Source organism: Methylomonas defluvii (assembly GCF_033949435.1).
GTDB classification, from domain to species: domain Bacteria; phylum Pseudomonadota; class Gammaproteobacteria; order Methylococcales; family Methylomonadaceae; genus Methylomonas; species Methylomonas defluvii.
This window is the reverse complement of sequence record NZ_JAXARY010000008.1, coordinates 185,067-206,382: the sequence shown is the minus strand read 5'-3', so window position 1 is coordinate 206,382 and position 21,316 is coordinate 185,067. Positions and strand designations below refer to the sequence as shown.

Annotated in this window: 19 protein-coding genes; 16 read left to right on the top strand and 3 right to left on the bottom strand. The window is 51.8% G+C overall.

The features are described 5' to 3' along the window. Nucleotides 1-95: 95 nt before the first annotated feature. Nucleotides 96-245 carry a hypothetical protein gene (locus QLH52_RS10885; protein WP_319961552.1) on the bottom strand — a complete coding sequence of 50 codons (150 nt, stop codon included), beginning with the start codon at nt 243-245 and terminating at the stop codon, nt 96-98. Nucleotides 246-795: 550 nt separating this feature from the next. On the opposite strand from QLH52_RS10885, the gene QLH52_RS10880 reads away from it, so the two are divergent. Next, nucleotides 796-1,299, top strand: coding sequence for a sigma-70 family RNA polymerase sigma factor (locus tag QLH52_RS10880; RefSeq protein ID WP_319961551.1), 504 nt, complete (start codon nt 796-798; stop codon nt 1,297-1,299). Nucleotides 1,300-1,305: 6 nt separating this feature from the next. Next, entirely contained in the window at nt 1,306-2,277 is a 972-nt protein-coding gene (locus QLH52_RS10875; RefSeq protein WP_319961550.1) for a FecR domain-containing protein, read from the top strand. A gap of 67 nt (nt 2,278-2,344) precedes the next feature. Here the strand turns inward: QLH52_RS10875 and QLH52_RS10870 are convergent, their stop codons facing one another. Next, a complete protein-coding gene (locus QLH52_RS10870; RefSeq protein WP_319961549.1) occupies nt 2,345-2,629 on the bottom strand; it encodes a helix-turn-helix domain-containing protein in 285 nt (94 codons plus the stop codon). Continuing rightward, the gene (locus QLH52_RS10865) at nt 2,613-2,969 is read right to left on the bottom strand and encodes a type II toxin-antitoxin system RelE/ParE family toxin (RefSeq protein ID WP_319961548.1); all 357 of its coding nucleotides are present in this window, start codon (nt 2,967-2,969) and stop codon (nt 2,613-2,615) included. Before QLH52_RS10865 ends, QLH52_RS10870 begins: the two co-directional genes overlap by 17 nt. Nucleotides 2,970-3,209: 240 nt before the next feature. On the opposite strand from QLH52_RS10865, the gene QLH52_RS10860 reads away from it, so the two are divergent. From QLH52_RS10860 to QLH52_RS10795, 14 genes are all read left to right on the top strand, one after another. Further along, nucleotides 3,210-5,693, top strand: coding sequence for a TonB-dependent siderophore receptor (locus QLH52_RS10860; RefSeq protein WP_319961547.1), 2,484 nt, complete (start codon nt 3,210-3,212; stop codon nt 5,691-5,693). A gap of 73 nt (nt 5,694-5,766) precedes the next feature. After that, complete coding sequence (locus tag QLH52_RS10855; RefSeq protein WP_319961546.1) at nt 5,767-6,960, top strand: PepSY-associated TM helix domain-containing protein; 1,194 nt, start codon at nt 5,767-5,769, stop codon at nt 6,958-6,960. Between the two features lie 373 nt (nt 6,961-7,333). Beyond that, on the top strand, nt 7,334-7,651 hold the full coding sequence (locus tag QLH52_RS10850; RefSeq protein ID WP_319961545.1) for a hypothetical protein: 318 nt from the start codon (nt 7,334-7,336) through the stop codon (nt 7,649-7,651). 8 nt (nt 7,652-7,659) lie between these two features. Then, nucleotides 7,660-8,454 carry an energy transducer TonB gene (locus QLH52_RS10845; protein ID WP_319961544.1) on the top strand — a complete coding sequence of 265 codons (795 nt, stop codon included), beginning with the start codon at nt 7,660-7,662 and terminating at the stop codon, nt 8,452-8,454. A 195-nt stretch (nt 8,455-8,649) separates the two neighbouring features. Further along, the gene (locus QLH52_RS10840) at nt 8,650-9,348 is read left to right on the top strand and encodes a MotA/TolQ/ExbB proton channel family protein (protein ID WP_319961543.1); all 699 of its coding nucleotides are present in this window, start codon (nt 8,650-8,652) and stop codon (nt 9,346-9,348) included. 1 nt (nt 9,349) lies between these two features. Then, nucleotides 9,350-9,760, top strand: coding sequence for an ExbD/TolR family protein (locus QLH52_RS10835; RefSeq protein WP_319961542.1), 411 nt, complete (start codon nt 9,350-9,352; stop codon nt 9,758-9,760). Nucleotides 9,761-9,768: 8 nt separating this feature from the next. Next, complete coding sequence (locus tag QLH52_RS10830) at nt 9,769-10,392, top strand: tyrosine-type recombinase/integrase (RefSeq protein WP_319961541.1); 624 nt, start codon at nt 9,769-9,771, stop codon at nt 10,390-10,392. Between the two features lie 890 nt (nt 10,393-11,282). Continuing rightward, a complete protein-coding gene (locus QLH52_RS10825) occupies nt 11,283-12,539 on the top strand; it encodes a glycosyltransferase family protein (RefSeq protein ID WP_319961540.1) in 1,257 nt (418 codons plus the stop codon). A 63-nt stretch (nt 12,540-12,602) separates the two neighbouring features. Continuing rightward, nucleotides 12,603-13,958 carry a glycosyltransferase gene (locus QLH52_RS10820; protein ID WP_319961539.1) on the top strand — a complete coding sequence of 452 codons (1,356 nt, stop codon included), beginning with the start codon at nt 12,603-12,605 and terminating at the stop codon, nt 13,956-13,958. Beyond that, a complete protein-coding gene (locus QLH52_RS10815; RefSeq protein WP_319961538.1) occupies nt 13,933-15,942 on the top strand; it encodes an alginate lyase family protein in 2,010 nt (669 codons plus the stop codon). Before QLH52_RS10820 ends, QLH52_RS10815 begins: the two co-directional genes overlap by 26 nt. Beyond that, the gene (locus QLH52_RS10810; RefSeq protein ID WP_033158031.1) at nt 15,943-18,075 is read left to right on the top strand and encodes an alginate lyase family protein; all 2,133 of its coding nucleotides are present in this window, start codon (nt 15,943-15,945) and stop codon (nt 18,073-18,075) included. Further along, nucleotides 18,072-19,400: a phosphotransferase family protein gene (locus QLH52_RS10805; protein ID WP_033158030.1), complete on the top strand. Its 1,329-nt coding sequence runs from the start codon at nt 18,072-18,074 to the stop codon at nt 19,398-19,400. The genes QLH52_RS10810 and QLH52_RS10805 overlap by 4 nt, the downstream gene beginning before the upstream one ends. Next, on the top strand, nt 19,387-20,031 hold the full coding sequence (locus QLH52_RS10800) for a histidine phosphatase family protein (RefSeq protein WP_051670229.1): 645 nt from the start codon (nt 19,387-19,389) through the stop codon (nt 20,029-20,031). Before QLH52_RS10805 ends, QLH52_RS10800 begins: the two co-directional genes overlap by 14 nt. Further along, entirely contained in the window at nt 20,028-21,311 is a 1,284-nt protein-coding gene (locus tag QLH52_RS10795) for an aminoglycoside phosphotransferase family protein (RefSeq protein WP_033158029.1), read from the top strand. The genes QLH52_RS10800 and QLH52_RS10795 overlap by 4 nt, the downstream gene beginning before the upstream one ends. Nucleotides 21,312-21,316: the final 5 nt, after the last annotated feature.

Below are 21,316 nucleotides of genomic sequence, written 5' to 3'. Positions count from 1 at the left end.
CAGTGGGTATCTGTAAGCAGTTGGCGTGGCATTCGCTAGTTATCGTTTGATTGAAAACTCAATCAATATGGCTCGCCAATCGATTTTCAAAGGGATTATGACAAAATGGCAACAGCCCCTAGTGTTTCCAGGGCCGATTTGATAAAAAGCGGACGCTCGGTTGTGCTTCTTGGAAGATCAATAGAGACTGTTGCCTTCGTTGCTTTTGTGGTGGCCAACACCGTCAGCAATTCGGCCAATGCCATCCAACGATTGTTACCGGATTTTTGCGCTTGTCCGGCGTTCTACGGTAAAGCCTTTGCGGTGGAATTGGATCAGCAAGGCAAGCCGACTTCAGTGACAACGTGTTCATCGCAGTCAGCAAACACATACAGCTAAACTTTTGAGCATAAGAGCGCGTTATCCAACTAGATAATTGCACTCATTTTTTGCGCTCAGCAGGTACGAGATTTCACGCACTTCCACATGAAAAACAAGCGATATGACACACTTTTTCTTAAGAATTTGCTTCCATTGCTTAATGAATTGTTGATCAATCAGCTTAGGTATAACTTTTTAACAATACCTAACCAAATGAATTTATTTGGCTTTTACAAAATACACATGCCAAAACTGCTTGCAAAATCGACCTAATGGAATATTTTTTGCATTTATGAAAGGTTTTTAATAAAAACAGCTCACTTAAAAACAACAAAAACAATATTCGATGGCATAAACCGAGGCAACCAAAATCATGATCACTATTCTGGATGTCGCTTTGAAAGTACAGCTTTCAATTATGAATAGGCGTTACTAATGGCGACAGAATTACTGACGAATGAAGCCTTGTCCCAGCTGTATCGCGAGCATCACTCCTGGCTGCTCGGTTGGCTGGGCAAGCGCGTGCAATGTCGCTTGCAAGCCGAAGATCATGCCCACGATACTTTTGTGAGGGTGATGGCATCGGGTCGCACACCGGATTTAAACGAACCCAGGCCCTATCTCGCCACCATCGCAAAAAATTTACTGATCAACCATTGGCGCCGCGCCACCATTGAACAAGTGTATTTGGAACGCCTTTCGGCGCTTCCTGAAGCCACTTCGTTGTCAATGGAAGAAAATGCCATTATTCTGGAAACCATACAAGAAATTGACGAATTGCTTAATCGTTTACCGGAAAAGGCTCGCAAGGCATTCTTAATGTCCCAGATCGATGGACTTACCTACGTTGAAATCGCCGAAAAACTTGGCGTTAGTGATCGCATGATCAGAAAGTACATGGTACAAGCCATGGTGCTATGCCTGAGCGTGGAGTTCTAACCGTACATGTCGTCTGAAAATCGGCAAAAGATTCATCCCCGCGTGGTGGCGGAGGCGGCTGAATGGTTTATGGTTCTAAGCTCCGGTAACGTTCGTCCCGACGAAACCGCACAGTGGCAAGCCTGGCTAGCTTCCCACCCCGATCATCAAATGGCTTGGGCTAGAGTTGAATTTTATACCGACAAATTTAAATCACTGCCGCCACAAGTGGCCTTCGCCGCAAGCGAAGCGTTGAATGCCCCCAATCTCAATCGAAGACGCATGCTGTTGAGCATGGCCCTATTGGGTGTTGCAGGATTGTCCGGCTGGCAGGTTTCTCGAGGTCGTTATTGGCAGGAATGGTCGGCCGATCAACACACAGCACTCGGCGAAAGTAAAACCATCACCCTAGCCGACGGCTCTACCGTCGTTATGGATAGCGGCAGCGCGGTAAACGTCGATTTCTCGGTTAATTTGCGCAGGCTGCAGTTGGTTAAAGGGGAAATTTACATCGAAACAGCAGCCGATACCGGCTGGAAACGGCCGTTTGTCGTGGATACCTTGGAAGGCAGGGTGCAGGCGCTCGGCACGCGTTTCAGCGTCAGCCAGCAGCAAAACCGGACCCAGGTTGCCGTGTTTCAAGATGCCGTAGAAATCCAACCAGCCGACGCAACTTCCGTCAAACAAACCCTAGGTGCAGGCCATCAAGTTCAATTTGCCTCAAATCACATTGAGCCTATCCACCGACACAACCAGAATAAACCCGCCTGGACCCAAGGCTTTATCGTTGCCGACGATTTGCCGCTCAGCGAATTTTTGCTGCAACTAAGCCGTTACCGGCCAGGCTATATCACTTGTGCCCCTGAGATTGCCGATTTACGGATCATCGGTTCCTACCCGCTGAAAGATACCGATAAAATTCTGGCTTTTCTCGAGGCCAACCTGCCAGTCAAACTCTCGCACCCACTACCTTTCTGGGTTAAAGTCCTGCCGCGCTGATTCCTTCTGCTCTCGCAAAGGTAAGGGGGGAGACCATTCGGCAGCCCTCGGTCCGGGTAGACCCCGTTTACGATAAAGCTCGGAGCACTGCCTGAGGCTCTTTCGCTACGACATGCAACAAAGCCAATGCAGGTCCATGCGGTTTACGATCGCCGCGCTCCCAATGCCGGAGCGTACCAAGGCTGATGCAAAACTTAACGGCAAAGTCTGCTTGCGTAAGCCCTAGACTACGACGCAATTGCCCTACATCAATTTCTTCCGGGCGATAGACGTTTGCAGGAATTGCTTCCCCTTCGCTGACGGCAATTGCCTCACGCAAACCCTGTGCAATACTTTCAAATGCGGTTGCCATACTCCCTCTCTAGTGAAACTTTAACAAGAATTGCAACCAACTTGGCGAGCTCATTGCGCTCGGATTTTGTGATATTCGATTTCTCATTTTTTCCAAAAACAGTCAGTAAATAGAGTGGAATTCGTTGGTCATGATAATAGTAAATGATTCGGACGCCACCACTTTTGCCTTTGCCACCACGCGCCCAACGAAGCTTACGAATGCCGCCGGTTCCTTCCATGACATCCCCGCTACGCGGGTGGCCGGCAAGAAAGTCTATGATTGCCTTACGCTCTGATTCATCGAGTAGTTCGTTAGCGCGGCGTATGTATTCAGGAAGCTCGGTGATAGTGGTTAGCATAGCGGCCACTATAATCCAACGGATTACTGGAAACAAGAAGAAATCATCGCCTAAATAAACCTCATCACTCGAGTCCTAGACCTCTGTGCGGGAATTTTGTGTATTGAATTTGTTCAGTTCCACCCCGATTAGCTCTTTAAAAATAAATTATTTTTCATTGCAAAAACAATCTGTTAGAAATTTTTTCAGTTTTTCTTCAATTTGGAGTTCCGGTTTTTTCCTGCTCGTTTGTATTAGCTAATGAAAACACCACAAATGGAGAAAAAACCAATGTCAAACACACGCCGCCGCTGCAATCCGGGCTTTCGTTCATCCCGATTGAGCCAAGCAATACAGGGAATTCTATTGGCTTCAGCGCTGACCGCTTCAGTCGCAGCCCATGGAGAAGAAACTACCCACAGGAAAAGCTACCACATCAGCGGCGGTTCCTTGGGGCAGGCGCTTAGCCAGTTTGCGCGTGATGCCGGCATATTATTTACCGGGGAGTCCAAATTGACCGACGGTAAAACCAGCAAGGGACTGGATGGCGAGTACACCGTCGAAGAAGGCTTTAGAAAACTCCTGGCAGGAAGTGGTTTGACCTATACCATCACGGAAGATAACGCGGTAGCGATCAAGGTTGCAGAACCTGGAAGCGATGCGGCATCGACTTTACCAGCAGTGAAGGTTTCTGGAAAGGCTGTTTATGATGCGAATGATCCTTACAACCCTGATTACAACCGCACCAACGCCAGTTCGGCTACCAAAACCGATACGCCGATTATGGAAACGCCGGTGTCTATTCAGGTTATTCCCAAGGCCGTCATGAATGACCAGCAAGCGGTTCGTGTCAGCGATGCGCTTAGAAATGTTAGCGGTTATTTCGATACCCGTGGCGATGAGTTTTTCTACGATGATGCTTTTTTGCGTGGGTTTAATACCAGTAGCAGACAATACATTGACGGCATGCTTGATTTAGGGCAATCACGTTCTCTGGCTAATTTGGAGCGGGTTGAGGTCGTCAAAGGACCTTCCGCAGCGCTTTATGGTCGACTGCAGCCAGGTGGTTTGATTAATCATGTTACTAAACGACCTCTGGATACGCCGTATTACTCAGTACAGCAGCAGTTTGGTTCATTTGATCTTTATCGAACTCAGGTCGATGCCACAGGCCCTTTGACTCAAGATGGGGCATTAGCCTATCGTCTGAATATGGAGTATTTGGATAGTAATTCGTATATCGATTATGTTAACAAAGAACGTGCTTTTGTTGCGCCTTCGCTAACCTGGAAAATATCACCAAGTACCAAGATTGATTTTGACTTTCGGTATCATGAAGTTCAGGGTATTACCAATCTTGGGTTACCAGCTTCCGGTAATAGACCGGCTAATATTCCGATTAGCCGTTTTTCCGGCGAGCCATCTGATCATGATAATTTCACTTTATATAATGGTGGAGTTAGCCTATTTCATGAATTCACAGAGGCATGGAAACTCGTTGCAAAATTCGGTTTCAATCACAATGTTCAACAATTTGACGATACAACTATTCAATCGTTTAATGAAATCACTGGTGATGCTCGGAGATTATATTTTCATTCACAATTCACCGATGAAAGCAAACAAGGAATGATTAATATCACCGGAAATTTCGATGTGTTAAGCACAAAACACGCGCTATCCGTTGGCTGGGATTATTACAACAGAAGTGGAATGGGAGAAGGTCGGTTATCATTTTGTCAAACCTGTGGCACCCAAACTTTTCCTGCCACACTTAATATTTACAACCCCGTATATAATCAATCTGTAATTAATGTTGCTCTTGAGAATCCAAAGCCAACTTTTAATGAACGCGAAGAATGGTATGGCTTTTATATTCAAGATCAAATGACATTTTTGGATGACTGGCATCTTTTATACGGTGCCCGTTACGATCAGGCTAACTACACATCTAGCCTTGCGTCTGGTCTCAACTTAGGCGGTGCCAATGATAGTGAGTTTAGCCCTAGAGTAGGCTTGCTCTATCGCCCTATTAAAGAGTTATCCATATACGGTAACTACGTTAAGGCTTTCAATGGCGCGAACACGGGGCTAGTTGTTTCCGAGTCACAGCGGGAACCTGAGCATTCAGAAGAGTATGAATTCGGTTTAAAAACAGAATGGTTTGATAACCGATTAAGCGCCAATCTAGCATTTTATGAATTGACAAAAAGTAATGTTGCGCAACCTCACTCCAACTCATTATTAGCGACTCAGGGTTATAGAGAGTTAGTAGGCGAGGCTCGCAGCAAAGGCATCGAATTTGATATTTCCGGAAAACTCACCGATAACTGGAATTTGATAGGCACTTATTCACTGACCGATACTGAAATTACCAAGGACAGATCAGGAAGGCAGGGTAATCAATTCGCAAACGTACCGAAACATGCCGGCAGTATTTGGTCACGTTATGAGTTTACTGATTTCGGCTGGCATGGCTTGTGGACAGGTGCAGGGGTCTTTTTAGCAGGCCAGAGACAAGGCGATACCGCCAATAGTTTTCAACTTCCAGGCTATGCACGTTTGGATGCAGCGCTTGGCTATTCGTTTAACATCGGTAAATCGAAAAAAATGAGCCTTCAATTTAACGTCGATAACCTGCTTGATAAGGAATACTACACATCCGGCGGCTCTAGTGGATCAAGAACAGGTATAAGAACAGGTGTGCCAAGAACCTTTTTGGGATCGGTTCGGATTGAGTTTTAACAAGGAAAACCAGGGTTAGGCCGGAGTGTCGCCGCATGCTCCGGCAACTTTCTTCGTTAAGTCCATTACCATCATGAAAAATAGCGTCGTATCGTATCCGTCTTTTAAATCCGGGCGTAAAATTTGGTTACAAGCTCATCTCTATCTTGGGTTGTTTGCCGGTGCATTGTTAGTATTGATTAGCCTGACGGGTAGCTTGATTGTATTCGGTGGGCAAATTGACACCTGGTTAAATGTCGAACTGATGCGAGTCGACAGACCCAGCGAAAATATGCCTGTTAAAGCGCTAAGCGTTATCTTAAAGGCTGCCGAGTTCGTGCTTCCGGAGACAGGAATGATCCGAGAAGTTAAATTCCCACGTCATCCCGATGCCGTATTCAGCATTCTCTACCATATTCCTCCATCTCCCGACAGCTACCAAATTTTCGTTAATCCGTATACTGCAGAGATACTGGGACAGCGGCTTTGGGGGGCGTTTGATTGGTGTTGTAGTTGGCATGGGCCATTGATGGCTATGATCTATCGATTTCATGACTCGTTTTGGTTGGGCAAAATCGGTGCAATGGCGACTGGCGTCATTGGGGTTTTGATGTTGATCTCTATGATTAGCGGCATTGTTCTTTGGTGGCCAAGGTCCGGTAAGCTTAAAGCGGCTTTAGCGGTAAAACCTAAATCGAGTTCCGAGCGGCTTACTTACGATTTACACAAAGTTTTCGGTATTTATCCGGCTGTCGTGCTGTTGATGCTGTTGTTTACAGGTGCGTATCTTAGCTTTCACGGGAGTTTTCCAAAACAAGTCAATACATTAGTAGGCCTGCTTTCATCAATTACCATTGCACCTGATTTCTCTAATCACACTTCTCATGTAGACCAAGATCCTATCAGTATGGATAAGGTATTAGAAATTGCAAACAGTGTAATCCCAGACGGAAAAATTGACTTTATTCTGCTGAATAATACAGGTAACGGCATAGTGAAAGTATTCAAGCACGGGCCGGATGAACTTATGGAATCAATAACTAGACGGATGGTTGCTATAGATCTTAAGAGTGGTGAAGTGCTTTATACAAATTATGGTAATAATAATACTGCGGGAGATATTTTCGATGAATGGCAGCTAAGCTTGCATAGCGGAGAAGCATTTGGGTTGATTGGTCAAGTTATCGTTTTTACTATGGGAATAGTTCCCTTGGTGCTTTATATTACGGGTGTTCTCCGTTGGTCACAGAAACTCAAAGTAAAACGATTAATAACTAAAAAAATTTAGGTTAATTTCTTAAAAAAATATAGTATTGCAGTTAAGGTGACAACATGAATCGCAACATTTTAACCCGTTTAGCCTTTGTTGTTTGTTGATGATTTAATTGGTTGTAATATCCCACTTCCATACTCGGTTGGCTGTTTTAATATTCCCATTCTGGAATTCATGGCGTCAACTCGACACACACCTCAAAGTACTTGTTGTTTTCTGAAAAACCGGAACCCCATTTTTCAGCAATATGCCACTACATATACCTATTTATAGATACTTTAACTATCGGGATTGCTGGGCATTAACCATCCGCTCAAATTTTTTGGGTGGAAACAAAACAACTCCATACCCGCATAACAATAACCAAAGACAAGGAAGGAGACGTTGCATGTTACGTAAACCCCGCAAGAAGTCCAGACTCGATCCACCGATGCTGGTACCGGCTGAAAAAGCCGCCGATGTGTTTCCGGCAGTACGCTATTTCCAGATTCATTTTGAGTTTTTGCAAGAGCAGATCCAGTTGATCTTGCGTAATCAGGAAGTGTTGCAGCAGCAGATCCAGCAACTGAAAAGCCAGCTGTCGCTATCGGCTCACGGTATTCGTCTGAATAGCAAAGCCTTGGGTCCGATTGAGCGCCTGACCGCCAATCGTAAGGCCACGCAGGACACCGACACGCCCAATCTTAATGTGACGGAGGGACGGTGAAGTTGGCTATGTGGCATTCGATCACGCAAACGGCGGGTCTGTCGGTTACCCAGCATTCGTTTATCCAAACGGCGCAGGGCTTACCGGACCCTTATCCGTTTTTGGTGTCGGCCCCGATTCCCAGTAATCGCTATCGGCGTTCCTTGGCCGTGACCTCAGCCGTGCTGGTCGCCGCGTTACTACACGTCGGTTTGTTGTTCTGGTATGTCACGCGACCTGCGCCATTGCCGTTTACCGCGGCGGCACCGTTGCCGATGATTGCGATGGAGTTGTCGGCACCGCCGTCGCCGGTGGTCAATCAACCGATTGCGCCGCCCCAACCACAGAAACCGGTCGTGCCACCCAAGCAGGAAAAGCCCAAGGTTAAACCCAAGCCTAAGCCCAAACCGTCGGAACGTCTGGTCAAGCAGGTTGAAGAGCGCAAAAACGTGGAGCAGGAACCGGTTGCACCAGCGATGCCCGCTGCGGCTGCGCCACAAACCCTCAATCACAATACCTTGGCCGCGCCGCGTAATGATACCTATGTGCCCGCAGACAGCAATGCCGCGTATTTGAACAACCCCAAGCCCGAGTATCCGCTGACGGCACGGCAAAGGCATTGGCAAGGCACGGTATTGCTGCGGGTGTATGTCGGAGCGGATGGCAAAGCCCTGCAAGTCAACATTCAGCGTTCCAGTGGTCACGATAAGCTGGATGAATCCGCGTTGGACGCAGTGAAGCAATGGCGCTTTGTACCGGCCAAGCGCGGCGATAGTGCTGAAGCCAGTTGGGCAACGGTACCGATTGTGTTTGAGCTGGATTAAGAGGCTATTCCGTCAGCCTAAATCTTAACGAAATACTTTTGGAATGATAAACCTCCCCCAAGAGGGTTGCAGCCCCCCGACTATCGGGGTCGGACAACACGGACGTTGATAGACCTGGATTAAGGATGATCCAGGTGCCGCACGGATGTTTGGCCAAGCCAAGATTTTAAAAAATAAAACAATAACGAGAACTTTATGGACCACATTTATAGCTTTTCCGAAACCGCTATCGTCGACGGCACCCTGTGTATGCTGGGCTGCTTTTCACTGGTCACCTGGAGCGTGATTTTGCTTAAGGCCGGTGAAATCGCTTGGCACCGTTACCGTAACCATAAGCTGTTGCAACGTTTAAGTGGTGCTGTGTCCCTGGAAACCTTGGATGCCATCGACAACCACCCGGAAAACCCCTTGGCGGTTCAAGCCGGACGAGTATTGACCGTCGGTCGTCAAACCTACGCCCGAGCCCAAAGCCTGCCGCATGACCGGCAAACCCAACACGCAGCGTGGCACGAATTGATCGAACGCGCTCTGCGTCAACAAATCCAGAAAGAAAAAGCCTTGCTGGACTCAGGCTTGGGCTGGTTGGCCAGCATCGGCAGCACTTCACCGTTCATAGGCTTGTTCGGCACCGTCTGGGGCATCATGCACGCCCTGAAAGACATCGGTGCGCAAGGCACGGCCAGCCTGGAAGTGGTGGCCGGCCCGATTGGCGAAGCATTGATTGCCACCGCCTTGGGCATTGCCGTTGCCATCCCTGCGGTGATTGCCTACAACTTCTTTCTGCGCCAAAACCGCCAAGTCCTAGCCAGCCTGGAGCATATCGCTACCGACTTTCTGCGCAGCTGTATCGAAAACGATTTGAGCCAACCCAGCCATCAACCACAGGAGATCTAACATGGCCATGCAATTTCCCAGCGAAGATGAAGGCGGCGAAATGAGCGAGATCAACGTCACGCCGTTAGTGGATGTGATGTTGGTGCTGCTGGTGGTGTTTATCGTCACCGCACCGCTACTGACGCAAGTGGTGAAGGTTAAATTACCCAAAACCGAGCAGACTGAGCCAACCCCGGACAAACACGTCGCCATTCTGGCCGTCACTGCCAGCGGTGAAGCCCTGCTGGATGACAAGGCCGTGCCATTAACCAGCCTGGAAGCCGAACTGAAAACCCTGCAAGAGCGCGACCCTGACATAAGCGTGCAATTACAAGCCGACAAAGCGGCGGTGTTCGAATCCGTGGCTAAGGTGATGGCCAGTGCGCAGCGGTTCGGAGTGGGCAAATTGTCGTTTGTGACGATCGAACAGTAGCCGTCACTATGCAAACTGGCGATAGAAAGTCCATTTCAATTCCTTGGAACAAAGGAAAATTGGTTGGCCAAAAGCACCCCTTGAAATTGAAAGAGATCTGGGAAATCCGGATTAGATTGCAATTGGCTGGCGATCAAAGAGGGTTAGCGCTATTCAATTTAGCGATTGATAGTAAATTGAGAGGATGCGACTTGGTTAAATTAAAGGTTAGCGATGTTTTTCAAGGTTCTCGTGTGCAGGCGAGAGCAATCGTCATGCAACAAAAAACGCATCGCCCAGTACAATTTGAAATCACTGAACATACTCGCACGGCTTTGCAGGATTGGATTAAAATCGCAAACTTGAAATCAGACCACTATCTGTTCACCAGCCGATTACACGGCTCGCAGCATCTATCGACTAGACAATACGGGCGCATTGTCGAAAAATGGGTCAAATCAATCGGGCTTGATCCAGCGGGGTACGGAACTCACAGCATGCGCCGAACCAAAGCAACACTGATCTACCGAAAAACTAAAAACCTTCGAGCGGTGCAATTACTGCTCGGGCATAGCAAACTTGAGAGTACCGTTAGATACCTGGGTATCGAAGTGGATGATGCTTTGGAAATTTCAGAGCAAATCGACGCGTGATGGCCCAAAACTCGAATGGCGGCTTTGGAGCGAAACCAAAAATTATCCGGTTTCGTGGGAATGACCGCTTGTGGCCGATTGAAGCCAGATGCTTGGAAGTGCCAACCAACCCCAAATGCAAATGGCTGTTATCTCTAATCCTGAGTCAAAGCAATCAATCGTTTGACTCCCGGCAAGCCTCCAATCACCAGCGCTCCCGGTAATCATATCGGGGCATCGGCCGCGGCGGATAGCCGTAATAATCCAGCGGCGGCCGTGCGAAGTAGCGCGGCGGCGGGGGAGGGTAATAGCCCAATCTTGCCGGGCCATGCATCCTAAAATATGGCCGGTAAGCATGCCCGTGATGGTGATTATGCCGCCTATGGTGGCCACGTCCCCAATCATCTCCATGCGCCAAAGCGGTTCCGGACCATAACGCGCCGATTAACAATATCGTTGTAAGCCTGAACATATATCCTCCTTTGTGGGATTGTTTCAGTCGCAGCGGATTGTTCGCCTTTTTGCTTAAAAACCTCTTAATTCCGCTGCGCTGTTCGAAGGCAAAGTAGAGCAGGGCGATGCCGACTCGCGTATCGCCAAAACCGTTGGCGCAACATTCCCAATGCGCTTCATAACCCCGGATTTCGGACTTCTCAATCTATTCCCGCCTTGTTTAAAGTTTGCCGTCCAAGAACCCGGTTCATGCGCCTGTGGACAGGCTGAGTAACATCGCCACATTAAAGTTTGATGAAAATGCCGATTTGAATGAACCTTGCTGGTTTACCCAGGAATAAACGCTGCACGTAACCGCGGTTTTGTCTGGTTACCGAAATTGAACCGGGCGTCAGATTGTCCTCACTGGAAACTAATGGCGCCCGCATAGTGACGATGCAGCAAAAGGAATCCGGGCCATGACGCTTAGCAAGCAATCCAAAAGAATCATTGTGTATTCTCACGATACCTTCGGTCTGGGCAATATCCGGCGGATGTTGGCTATTTCTAAATCCTTGGTGGATGCCGACCCGAATGTCTCGGTACTGATCTTGTCCGGCTCGCCGATGCTGCATGCCTTCCGGATTCCTGACCGCATCGATTACATCAAATTGCCTTGCTTGTCGCGGAGCGTGAAAGGCGATTATTCGGTGAAGTTTCTGGACATGGAATACGCACAATTGCTCACACTGCGCAGCAATATCATCCTCAGCGCGGTGCTGGATTTCGATCCTGATTTGATTCTGGTCGACAAAAAGCCCTACGGCGTCAGCGACGAATTGGGCGCGGCTCTCAATCTAATGCAACGCCGCGGGCACCGTGCCAAGCTAGTTTTGCTGTTGCGTGACATCCTCGACAGTCCGGAAAGCACGATACCGGTCTGGAAAAAAAACGGCTATCACGACGCCATTCAATCCCATTACGACAAGGTGCTGGTGGTCGGTTCGCCTGAGATTTACGACATGCGCAAGGAATACGAATTTCCCGACGCCAGCCACGAAAAAGTCGATTTCTGCGGCTACATCGCCCGCGAACGCAGCGACAAACGCGCCGGCGAAATTAGGCAGCAAATCGGCTGCACCCAGGAACGACTGGTGCTGGTGACCGCGGGTGGCGGTGAAGACGGTTACCAATTGCTGCACAGTTATCTGGAAGGCTTGAATCGGCAAGATATGGGCGACAACACCATGACCCTGATGATTTGCGGTCCGGAAATGTCGGAAAGCCGCCGCCACCAGCTTGAAATTTTGGCGCGAAGTTGCCGTAACGTGGTGATTCAGGAGTTTAACACCGACATGATGGCCTGCATGGAAGCCGCCGATTTGGTGGTCAGCATGGGCGGTTACAACACCACCTGCGAACTGTTGACGCTGCGTAAACGGGCGATTTTGGTGCCGCGCGTCAAACCTTCACAGGAACAGTGGATACGCGCGGAACGCCTGGCCCTGCAAGGTTTGGTGCGCGCCATTCACCCCAACAATCTGACGCCCAAATTGCTGATGGATACCGTCCGCGAGGAATTGCGCCGCACCAACGTCCACCACAGCCGGATGTATCAAATCGACATGGGCGGCTTGCCGCGCATCAGCCAGTCGATCAGCGACCTGCTTTACGACTGCCCGGCAAACCTGCCGGCAACGATCAGGGCTTCGACTCGCAGCGCCAGCGCCGACTAACTCAATTTGCCGAATACATCACTCGGCGCGTGCAAGGCCGAACGGCCCCTTATGGATTACACCATGCAAAACCACGACAACCAAGCGCAAGTCGCTTACATCCTCAAAGGCTTTCCGCGCACCTCGGAAACCTTTATCACCAATGAAATCCATTTATTGGAAACCTTAGGCCTGAAACTGTCGATCTTTTCGATCAAGCAACTCGAGGGCCAAAAGCACCATGCCGTGGTTGACCAGATCAAAGCGCCGGTAACTTATCTGCCGCAAGCCGACGATTTGACCGGCCGCAGCTTTTGGGTGTGGCTGAGCGAAAACCTGCCGAAATTCACGGCCAGCCACGGCCGGTTGTTCCGAAAGCGGCCAATCGCCTATCTCGGCGCTTTGCTGGAGTGTTTCAGCATGTCGATCAAATACCGCGAAAGCTGGCTGGACTTTCCGCGCACGGTATTCATCAAGGAATTTCTGCAAGCCGGCACTATCTCCGAAGCAGTGTTGCAGAATCCGACCATTCGCCATCTACACGCGCATTTCTGCCACGGCGCCACGACGGTGTCGATGTTCGCCAGCCGGATCAGTGGCCTGCCGTTCAGCTTTACCGCCCATGCCAAGGACATTTACCTAAAGGAATTGAATCCCGGCGATTTATTGCAAATCAAAATGCGCCGCGCCAAATTTGCCGTGACCTGCACCGGCGCCAATCAGCAACATCTGGACGCCTGCAAAGGCAGCGAGATTGCCGTGCACCGGATTTATCACGGCCTGGACACCGATTTGTTTGTGCCGGAGCCGCGCGAGCAATCGGCCGCTGACGCTGTTCCAACCATTCTGTCAGTTGGGCGGCTGGTCGAAAAAAAAGGCTTCGATTACCTGGTCAGAGCCTGCGCGATATTGCGCGACCGTGGTATCAAATTTAATTGCCGCATCGTCGGCGGCGCCGATAAATACGCGCAAGTGATCAAACAACTGATCGCCGACCTGGATTTACAAGATCTGGTCAGCCTGCCCGGCGCGGTAACGCAGGAAGAACTGCGCGGTATTTATCAGCAAGGCGACGTGTTTGCGCTGCCGTGTCTGGTGGTGGACAACGGCGACCGCGACGGCATTCCGAATGTCTTGGTCGAAGCCATGGCGATGGAAATGCCAGTCATCTCCACCGACATTTCCGGCATCCCGGAACTGATTCAAGACCAAGTCAACGGCCTGCTGGTGCCGGAGAAAAATGCCGCAGCCATGGCCGATGCCATCGAACGCTTGTTAAAAGATCAGGCTCTGCGCCAGCGCCTGGGCCAAGCCGCGCGGCAAACCGTCTGCCGGGATTTCAACTCCCGGCACACCACGGTGGCTTTGAAAAACTTGTTCGACGCCTGCCTGGCCGGTGAAATGGTGGAAGCGCATGTCTACTGTGCTGAACATTCTTAATACCGACCCGCGTCTGCAGGCGCTGGCGGCGCCGTATTGCGATATGACGCCGGTTGACTTGCTGACTTATTTCCATAGCCGCCGGCATGTCCGCTACTTTTCGGTGATCGACGAAGAGCAAAATACCCCGGAAAAACTGGATGGCGTATTGCGCAATCGCTTTGATTTCAATCACGAACCTTATCAGCTGGATGATGACTTCGACTGGCTGAGCAACCCCAGCGCCGACATCGAATGGCTGATTTTGTTGCACAAGTTTTATTACGCGGTCGGCTTGGGCCGGCGCTTTGCAGAGACCGGTGATCGGCGCTACCGCGATAAATGGCAAACGCTGACCCAACGTTGGATCGATACCGTACCCATCGATTTTCTCTCCAGCGATGTCACCGGCCGCCGCGTGCAAAACTGGATTTTTGCCTACCGTTATGTCGTCTCGACGGACACCCAACCGGCTATTGATCCCGAGTTTCATCTGGACTTTCTCGCCTCGCTGCAACAACAAGTGGCTTATCTGTGCGACAACCTGACCCCAGCTCGCAATCATCGCACGCTAGAGCTTTACGCGATTTTTCTGGTGGCGGTGGTGTTTCCGGAATTGCGCGGCGCCGATGAATGGTTGAAATTTTCGATTGCCGAACTGCATTGCAATCTGCAAACCGACTTGCTGGCCGACGGCGTGCATTGCGAGTTATCGACCGATTATCACCACATCGTGCTGCGTAATTTTCTGGGCATTCGCAGGCTGGCCATGCTGAACCACATCGCGCTGCCGGTGGACATGGACGCAGCCATCAAAAAAGCCCTGACCTTTTGCCTGCATGCGCATAAACCCGACGGTTTTATCCCGGCCATCAGCGACGGCGATAGCGCCAATTTCCTAGATTTGCTGCGCCAAGGCCATGCGCTGTATCACGATGAGGCGATGCTTTACGTTGCCACGTCCGGCCAACAAGGCCAAGTACCGGCGGAACGTTCAAAAACCTTTACCGCTAGCGGCTACAGCATCTTGCGCAGTGGCTGGGGTGATCAAGGCGGAGCATATCAAGACGAACGCTACTTGTTTTTCGATTGCGCGCCGCTCGGGGCCGGCAACCACGGCCATCTGGATTTACTGAATATCGAAATGGCCGCTTACGGTCGCTCGTTGATTGTCGATCCGGGCCGTTATACCTACGACGAATCCGGCGACACCAACTGGCGGGTAGTGTTTCGCGGCACGGGCTACCACAACACCGTGCAGGTGGACGGCAAAAATCAGACGCTTTATGCGCCGCACATTCGCAAATACAAGATTCAAGGCCCGGAACCGGCGCGCGAATTTAAATGCGCGCTGCACCGGCCGGGATTTGACTATCTGCACGGCATCGCCGCCAGCCATGAATATCCGGTGATTCACGAGCGCAAAATCCTGTTCATCGCCGGCGAATACTGGCTGATCTGTGATTTGCTGCGCGCGAAGCAAAACCACGACTACGAACTGCGGTTTCATCTGGATGCGCTAGCTCTGCAACGTACGACCACCCGAGTCGATGCCGCCGGCTTGCGCGTCGATTCGCCGAATCTGCTCATGCTGCAACTCCCGCAACCGGATACCCAATTAACGCTGGAGCCCGGCTTTGTCTCGCCCAGCTACGGTGTCAAATACCCGGCGCCGGTCGTCAAGTTTGCCGCGCATGCCGCCGACTATTGCTTTTTGACGGTGCTGTTTCCTTATCAATCGACGCCTCCTCGGCTGACGCTTGCACAGCTGCCGGTCAGCCAACACGGTCAATCGGTGGGCAATACCATAGCCAGTGCCCTGCGGATTCACAGCCAACAGGCGCACGGGGACTATCTCGACACTCTATTTCTGGCGCACCGCAAAGGCGGCAGTTATACGTTTGCTGATCTAAATACCAATAGCGCGTTCGTATTCCGCCGTCAGGATAGTCTGGGCCGGGTGATGGCGTGGCATACCGAATCGGCTGCGGCGGCAAGGGAATAAATGATGAAACCCGAATTTCGCGCGATGGATAGTTCAATCCTGTCAGGCAACCCAGGCGCCGATAAAGCTGCGTTATTGCTGCCGCCGTTCGATACTTGCTCACCCGCCGAGTTGTTAGCGCATTTTCGCCAGCGCGCAGTGGACAACTACTTTCCGCTCAAACCCGGAAAAGCCAAACATGTCGCCAGCGCGGCGCCGATACTCGACAATGAATTTACTCTGAATAACGAGACTCACCGTTTAGGCAACGGATTTGACTGGTTGCACAACCCCAGCGCCGATCTGGAATGGCTGATTCTGCTGCACAAGTTTTATTACGCCCGCGATCTGGCCTTGGCCTACGACTATAGCGGCGACGAAGGTTATGCCGACAATTGGGTGGCATTGGTCGGTTCCTGGATAAAGCAAGTGCCGGACGGGTTCGTGAACAGCCAGGTGACTGGCCGCCGCTTGCAGCAATGGCTGTTGGCTTACCACTACTTCGTGCCGGGCCGGGACTGCCAAGCGATAAACGCCGAATTTCTGCTGGCGTTTTTACATTCGATACAGTCGCAGGCGCTATTTCTTAGCCGTAACCTAACCCCAGAAGGTAATCACCGCACCATCGAGCTGTCAGCGATTTTCACGGTTGCGATTTTATTCCCGGAGCTTAGCGCTTCGGCCGAGTTACTGACCTTTGCCCAGAGCGAACTGCTGGCCAATCTACGCCAGGATTTCCTGGCCGACGGCGTGCAAAAAGAGCTGTCCACCGACTATCACCACACCGTATTGAAGAACTTTTTACGGGTCCGCGAACTGGCGGATTTAAACGGCGTGAACTTGCCCGAGCCATTCGATGCCGTCATTGAAAAAGCCCTGGAATTTTCGATTTACGCCCACAAACCCGACGGCTGGCTGCCGGCCATCAACGACGGCGACGTCAACAGTTATCTATCGCTACTGGGTAAAGCCGAACGCTATTACCCCAGCGACGCGCTGCGCTATGTGCTCAGCCAAGGCAAGCAAGGCCAGCCGCCGACGCAACGCTCGCGGCTGTTTGCCGACAGCGGTTATTGCATTCTGCGCAGCGACTGGGCCGAACGGCCTTATGCCGACGGCCGTTATCTGTTTTTCGACTGCGGCGATTTGGGCTTTGGCAGCCACGGCCATTACGACTTGTTAAGTTTTGAAATGGCCGCTTTCGGCCGCTCCTTGATCGTCGATCCGGGCCGTTATACCTATCACGAACACCCAAGCGACGACGTCAACTGGCGGCATGCGTTTAAAGGCACCGCCGCCCACAACACCGTCATGATCGACGGCAAGGATCAAATGGCCTACCAATGTCATGAACCGGTCGGCCCGCAACCCCATGCTGCGGTAATCCGTTTTGAATCGAATCAAGGCTTTGATTTCGTGCATGGCCGCGCCCTCAGCCCGCGTTACGAAGTCGATCATCAGCGCAGCATCTTCTATGCCGAAAACGAGTACTGGATTATCAGCGACCTGCTAAGCGGCTGTACCAGTCATCGCTACCAACAATTTTTTCATCTGCCGCCACCATGGTCAGCGCCAATTCAGTCCCTGAATAATCGGCAAGGCCAGGGCGTTTGCCTGCCTAACCTGTTAGTCGCGCAAGCACCGCGTGCCGAGGTGGCGATGCGCATAGAATCCGGCTGGTTTTCGCCGGAGTATGGCGTCAAACACGCCGCGCCGGTGCTGTGTTTCAGCCAAGAGGGCGACGGTACCCGTTGGTTTCAAACTGTGCTGTATCCCTATCGGGATGACGCGCCGGACATCCGGATCGACAGCTTGCCGGTCAGTCAGTCGCAGCATCTGGCAACGCCAATGCAGGCCATGGCTTTGAGTATTACCTTAAAGACCGCCGACACGGTTTATCGCGACTGTTTTTTTGTTAGCCATCTCAACGAAACAACGGAATACCGATTTGCGGATATTGTCTGCCGGGCGAAGCTGTTGTTCGTGCGCCGCAATCTGCTGGGGGAGATCGTCAGCTTACAAGCCGACGCCATTGAAAGCCTGAAAATTGCCGGCCGCACGCTGGTGGACAGCATCGACAAACCGGTTACGTTGAATTATCGGCCAAGCCCGACCACGCCAACACCATCAGCGGTTTGTGAGCGCGCGGCATGAATCAAGACCCGCAATTTCCGCAGATGCCAGCGGCATTGAATCCGACTTTGATGGGCCCCTTGCTGGATTGGCTACTAGACGGCGCGGGTAATCCAGCGTCCGGAAACGGCTGGCAGATCGGCGAAAAACGTTATAAACCGGGGAAGAGCCTGTTGGTGGGGTATCGCTGGACAGGTCAATCTGATAGTCCGCACACCCGCTTTGCCACCGGGCGGCTATGCTCGCCGGCCGACGTTAACCGCGAGTTTGAACGGGAACTCGCCAAACGGCCAGACTTGGCGAAAGGCGCGCTGACGCTATTACAACATCCGGCCATGCTGGTGTGGGCGTTTCCGTATGATCGCAAACTACGCCATTTGCCCACGCTGCTGGACCACGCGGCGATGGCGATTCGCCTACAAGCGGCCGACCTGCTTGGCATGCCTGTAGAAAGCTTGCAATCCGAGGTGTTGCATTATCTTGCCGAGCGTTCCTGCATGATTCGTTACAGCGTGCAACCTGCCGAATCAACGCAGCCGCGGCTGGTGTACGCCAAAAATTATGCCGATGATGCGGGCCGCGAAACCTTTGCCGTCATGCGCCAGCTTAACGGACCATTTAACTGGGGTGCCGAGGCGTTGGCTTTTGACGCGGACACGTTGACACTTTGGCAAGCCCATCTGCCTGGTCAGGCTTTGACGTGGGCGGAGTTGCAGGAGGATCGTGATGGGATACTGGCCGATCAGATGGCACAGTGCGTGGCGGAGTTGCACGCCTGCCATATCGATACGCCAAGATGTTACACGCAAAGCGATGTGGTGCAGGGTTTGTTGGATACGCCAACGCTGGCCGAGCAAGTTTGCCCGGAATGGGCCGGCCGTATTGCCCGCTCGGTAAACAGCTTGTTGGCGCAGGCGCCGCTTCAAACGCCATCTAGGCTGGCGACGCTGCACCACGACTTGAAACTAAATAACTTTTTATATGACGGTCAGCGCTTGGGCTTGATCGATATGGACTGCGTATGCCTCGGCGATCCCCTGCTGGATCTGGCCAGCCTGATCGCCAATATTTATTTAAACGGCATCCGCGATGCAGCTTCGATTGAATCCATCCATCCACTGGTCAATCGCTTGGTATTGAGTTACCAACGTCACCGTCGGCAGACGCTGAATTTGGCGGATTTACGTTGGCAGGTTGCCGCCGCGTTGATACACGAAGTGGTGCGCCGCAGTTTGCGCCAACTGGACGAAACACGCCTCAAACAATTCAAACATTATCTGGCGCTGAGCGATATGTTCGCGGTGCGTTGTGAGCAGGCTGCCGGAGCGGACGATGTATTCATCTAATCAGCCACGGCGAATTTATTTGGCTCGTCACGGCCAGAGCGAATTGAATCTGCAACAACGGATTTCCGGTCAGGCTGATGCGAAACTATCCGCCAAAGGCATGCAGCAAGCTGAAGCCTTAGCGGACGTGCTGAGACAAGAAACTTTGAGCACGATTTACAGCAGCAGCCTGACCCGCGCCATACAAACTGCCGCACCCACCGCGGCCATGCAGGGCTTGCCCATCAGGACTTTGGATGGTCTGCGGGAAATTGGCCTGGGTATTCTGGAAGGCCGACATGTTGATGAACGGGACCCGGAGGCCAGCCGCTTATGGGCGGCACGCGAACAGGATAAATATGGCTTCAGCGTACCCGGTTGTGAAGCGTATGCGGATTTTAGCGCGCGGGTGCTGAGCACTCTGCAAGCCATGTTGGCCGGCGGCGGAGAGGCGATGTTGATCGTCGCCCATCGCAACACCAACGAAATCATCTTGAATCAGTTGTTGGGCGCCGATTTTGCCGGCGTAGCCGAGATCAACGTCAAAAACAAATATCTGTACGCCATCGATTTACGCAGCAACGCGGAAGTGATGACCATACGCCTAGGCGGCGAACAGCATGGCCGGCGCTATGCGGGGTTGCGCACATGACTAACCCCTTGGCGCAATTTGCCCCCTTGCTGAATGCCGATCTGATGGCCGCCGCGCTGCAACAGCATTTGCCCGAGTGCCGGGCAGGCGACTGGCAAGTGACCGGCTGCGAGATTCAGCATCCGCGTTACAAAACCTATCGGCTGGCTGAAAATCGCGAGCGCTCGTTTTTATCGCTGGTTTACCATTTACGCGGCCGGCATCCAGCGGCAATGACCGCCGAGCAGCGCATACTGTACGCCCGCGCTTATCTGGGTCAGCGCAGCCAGCAGGCCTACAGCGAAGCGCAAGCCAACGGCGAACGGGCGATACATCTGGCGGAACTGGGCATGGTGGGCTGGCATTTTCCGGACGATCCGGCGATGCCCTGGCTGGCGGCGTTGATGGATAGTCGGCAGATTGCCGAGTTGGAACAACGGCCAATATCGGCTATCGAGATCGTCAATTACCGGCCGGAAATTCGCTGCACGGCGCGTTACCGCTTCGCCGCCGGCGAAACTGAACCTGCGCGGGTGGTTTACGGCAAAACTTATGTCGATCAACGCGGCCGGACGGTTTATCAAAATCTGGGTTTGCTGCAACAGCAACCGTCTTCAGTCGCAGACTTTGTCATGCCCCAAGCACTGGCTTACGCTGCCAACTGCCGGACCCTGTGGTTGGACGGCTTGCAGGGCCTAGCGTTGGCGGCGATGGATTTTACGCGCGAGGTAGAAGCCAAACTCCCGGTTCTGGTCGCTGCTCTTGCCGCATTTCATCGGCTTACACCGCCACCATCGCTGCCCACCATAAGCTTGCCGCAGCACTTGCAAGAGTGGCGTAAGAAAGCCGACAAATTGAGCGTGGCCTATCCCGCGCAGCAAGCGAAACTGACTGCTTTGCTAAGCGAACTGGGCCAAACTCGCCCGGAGTTTGCAACTCTGGGCTTGATCCACGGCGATTTTCACATCGATCAATTACTGGTGTTGGCGGACGGCCGATTGGCGCTGTTTGATTACGACGAATTGACGCTGGGCGACCCGTTGCAGGATTTGGCCAATTTCGCGGCGGATTTATACAACTATCCCTATCCGGTTGCCGTAATAGACCGACTGGTTCAGCAACTGTTTACGACTTATTCAGCCAACCACAACCAAACCGACCCGCAACGCTTTGTTTGGCATCTGCGCGGCCAGTTGCTGACCCGCGCCTACCGTTGCTTCATCCAACAAAAATCAGAAGCCCAGCAACGGGTCGCTGATTTTATTGCGCTGGCTTTGCGTCCCTGGCCGCTGGCCGAATGAATTCA

Bases quoted from the DNA above. Each gene is read 5' to 3' on its own strand.
- QLH52_RS10795 (WP_033158029.1), top strand. From the start codon at position 20,028: ATGACTAACCCCTTGGCGCAATTTGCCCCCTTGCTGAATGCCGATCTG.
- QLH52_RS10820 (WP_319961539.1), top strand. From the start codon at position 12,603: ATGCAAAACCACGACAACCAAGCGCAAGTCGCTTACATCCTCAAAGGC.
- QLH52_RS10840 (WP_319961543.1), top strand. From the start codon at position 8,650: ATGGACCACATTTATAGCTTTTCCGAAACCGCTATCGTCGACGGCACC.
- QLH52_RS10815 (WP_319961538.1), top strand. From the start codon at position 13,933: ATGTCTACTGTGCTGAACATTCTTAATACCGACCCGCGTCTGCAGGCG.
- QLH52_RS10875 (WP_319961550.1), top strand. From the start codon at position 1,306: ATGTCGTCTGAAAATCGGCAAAAGATTCATCCCCGCGTGGTGGCGGAG.
- QLH52_RS10845 (WP_319961544.1), top strand. From the start codon at position 7,660: ATGTGGCATTCGATCACGCAAACGGCGGGTCTGTCGGTTACCCAGCAT.
- QLH52_RS10855 (WP_319961546.1), top strand. From the start codon at position 5,767: ATGAAAAATAGCGTCGTATCGTATCCGTCTTTTAAATCCGGGCGTAAA.
- QLH52_RS10860 (WP_319961547.1), top strand. From the start codon at position 3,210: ATGAAAACACCACAAATGGAGAAAAAACCAATGTCAAACACACGCCGC.
- QLH52_RS10835 (WP_319961542.1), top strand. From the start codon at position 9,350: ATGGCCATGCAATTTCCCAGCGAAGATGAAGGCGGCGAAATGAGCGAG.
- QLH52_RS10865 (WP_319961548.1), bottom strand. From the start codon at position 2,969: ATGCTAACCACTATCACCGAGCTTCCTGAATACATACGCCGCGCTAAC.
- QLH52_RS10870 (WP_319961549.1), bottom strand. From the start codon at position 2,629: ATGGCAACCGCATTTGAAAGTATTGCACAGGGTTTGCGTGAGGCAATT.
- QLH52_RS10810 (WP_033158031.1), top strand. From the start codon at position 15,943: ATGATGAAACCCGAATTTCGCGCGATGGATAGTTCAATCCTGTCAGGC.
- QLH52_RS10830 (WP_319961541.1), top strand. From the start codon at position 9,769: ATGCAAACTGGCGATAGAAAGTCCATTTCAATTCCTTGGAACAAAGGA.
- QLH52_RS10800 (WP_051670229.1), top strand. From the start codon at position 19,387: ATGTATTCATCTAATCAGCCACGGCGAATTTATTTGGCTCGTCACGGC.
- QLH52_RS10805 (WP_033158030.1), top strand. From the start codon at position 18,072: ATGAATCAAGACCCGCAATTTCCGCAGATGCCAGCGGCATTGAATCCG.
- QLH52_RS10885 (WP_319961552.1), bottom strand. From the start codon at position 245: ATGGCATTGGCCGAATTGCTGACGGTGTTGGCCACCACAAAAGCAACG.
- QLH52_RS10880 (WP_319961551.1), top strand. From the start codon at position 796: ATGGCGACAGAATTACTGACGAATGAAGCCTTGTCCCAGCTGTATCGC.
- QLH52_RS10850 (WP_319961545.1), top strand. From the start codon at position 7,334: ATGTTACGTAAACCCCGCAAGAAGTCCAGACTCGATCCACCGATGCTG.
- QLH52_RS10825 (WP_319961540.1), top strand. From the start codon at position 11,283: ATGACGCTTAGCAAGCAATCCAAAAGAATCATTGTGTATTCTCACGAT.